The organism is 'Chrysanthemum coronarium' phytoplasma (assembly GCF_000744065.1).
Taxonomy (GTDB): domain Bacteria; phylum Bacillota_I; class Bacilli_A; order Acholeplasmatales; family Acholeplasmataceae; genus Phytoplasma; species Phytoplasma asteris.
The window spans coordinates 1-1,591 of sequence record NZ_BBIY01000100.1 but is presented as its reverse complement, the minus strand read 5'-3'; the positions used below and the strand labels follow the sequence as shown (position 1 = coordinate 1,591).

At 30.7% G+C, this 1,591-nt stretch carries 2 protein-coding genes; both read left to right on the top strand.

Annotated elements, in window-relative coordinates; all coding sequences use genetic code 11:
• On the top strand, window positions 1-655 hold a 655-nt coding region (locus OYV_RS03820; protein WP_042068379.1), incomplete at its 5' end, for a CDP-alcohol phosphatidyltransferase family protein.
• 12 nt (window positions 656-667) lie between these two features.
• The coding region (locus tag OYV_RS03815; RefSeq protein ID WP_052360418.1) for a phosphatidylserine decarboxylase at window positions 668-1,591 on the top strand (924 nt) is incomplete at its 3' end.

Genomic DNA, 1,591 nt, shown 5'->3' with positions numbered 1-1,591 from the left:
TGCTTGCGGCAAATACACTTCTGCTTTAATCTGCCTATTAATATCAGGCGTTTGTGATATGTTTGATGGTGTGGTAAGCCGAACCAAAAAAAATCGCATTCATACAGAAAAAAGCTATGGCATTCAAATTGATTCTTTAGCCGATATAATAAGCTTTGGCGTCCTTCCTATTTTTATTAACTATTCTTTGAGTTTCAAAGGTGAAACTTCAATCATAAAAGAAGAATTTTGGCTATTTGCACTTGTTTGGCTATTTTGGGGCTTTTATCTTTTGGCAGCCTTAATTAGACTTGCTTATTATAATGTTTTAGCTGAAACCCAAAAATACGACTCTCAAAGCCCTTCTTATTTTACAGGTTTGCCCGTAACTGCAGCTGCTATTTTATTTCCTTTTTTATTTTTAGCTAAGTTTATTTGCAAAACTTGGGATTTAAAAAGTTTAGGATTTATCGAACAAAGAACTACTTTTTTTTGGTTTCATTTTGCCTGCATGTTACTTTTAACTTTTTTATTTCTTTGTAAAAAAATCCATTTCCCCAAGCCAAAAGCCAAAACTACAATAACAATTATTTTATTATTAGCACTAAATTTTATCCTATTTATGTTGCTTAAAATCTTATTAAAATATTTGTTACCAATGACAATTACAAAGTGAGCGATTTACAATATGAAAATAGTTAATTTAGAAGGAAAAATTATTTGTCAAGACCCAGCAAGTCGCCTGCAAAAATTTTTATACACAAACTTAGAAAAAAACTTTTGGAAAAGATGCCTTCTCAAAATTTTGATCACTAAACCTATTTCTTGGTTAGTTAATCTGTATTTTTATTCTCCTTGGTCACGCCAATACGCTTTGAAAATCATCGAACAACACCAAATTGATTTAAACCTATTTGAAAAACAAAAATTTAGTTCTTATAATGATTTTTTTACAAGAAAATACAAAGAACTTGCTATTCCTCAAGACAACTTTGCTTTTATCAGTCCTTGTGAATCCAAATTAAGCATTTATCCTATCACCAAAAAAGCACTCTATTGCATCAAAGAAACCAATTACAGTTTAGTTGATTTGTTGCAAAATCCCACATTAGCTCAAGAATACGAGGAAGGCTATTTGCTTATTTTCCGCTTAGAACCCCATGATTATCACCGTTATCTTTTTGTAGACGAAGGTTTTTTTCAAATGATTCCTTGCAAAATCAAAGGAAAATTACATACAGTAAATCCCATTGCCTTTGAAAGTTTTGATGTGTTTAAAACAAACACTCGCGAATATAGTATCTTACAAACCAAAAATTTTGGTAAAATAGTTCAAATAGAAGTAGGAGCCACATTGGTAGGAAAAATCCAAAATCATCCTTTGCAAACGTTTTCAAAAGGTCAAGAAAAAGGCTATTTTGATACAGGAGGTTCAACTATTATTATCTTAGTTAAAAAAAATATAGTTTCATTTGATCCTCGTATTTTAGAACACACACAAAAAAGATATGAAACCCAAATCCCTATTTTAACTGTTATTGGTAAAAAAATAACTCCTACAAAACCCCATCCAATCACTTATAAATCCTTCTCTGAACCCATTACACCCCAA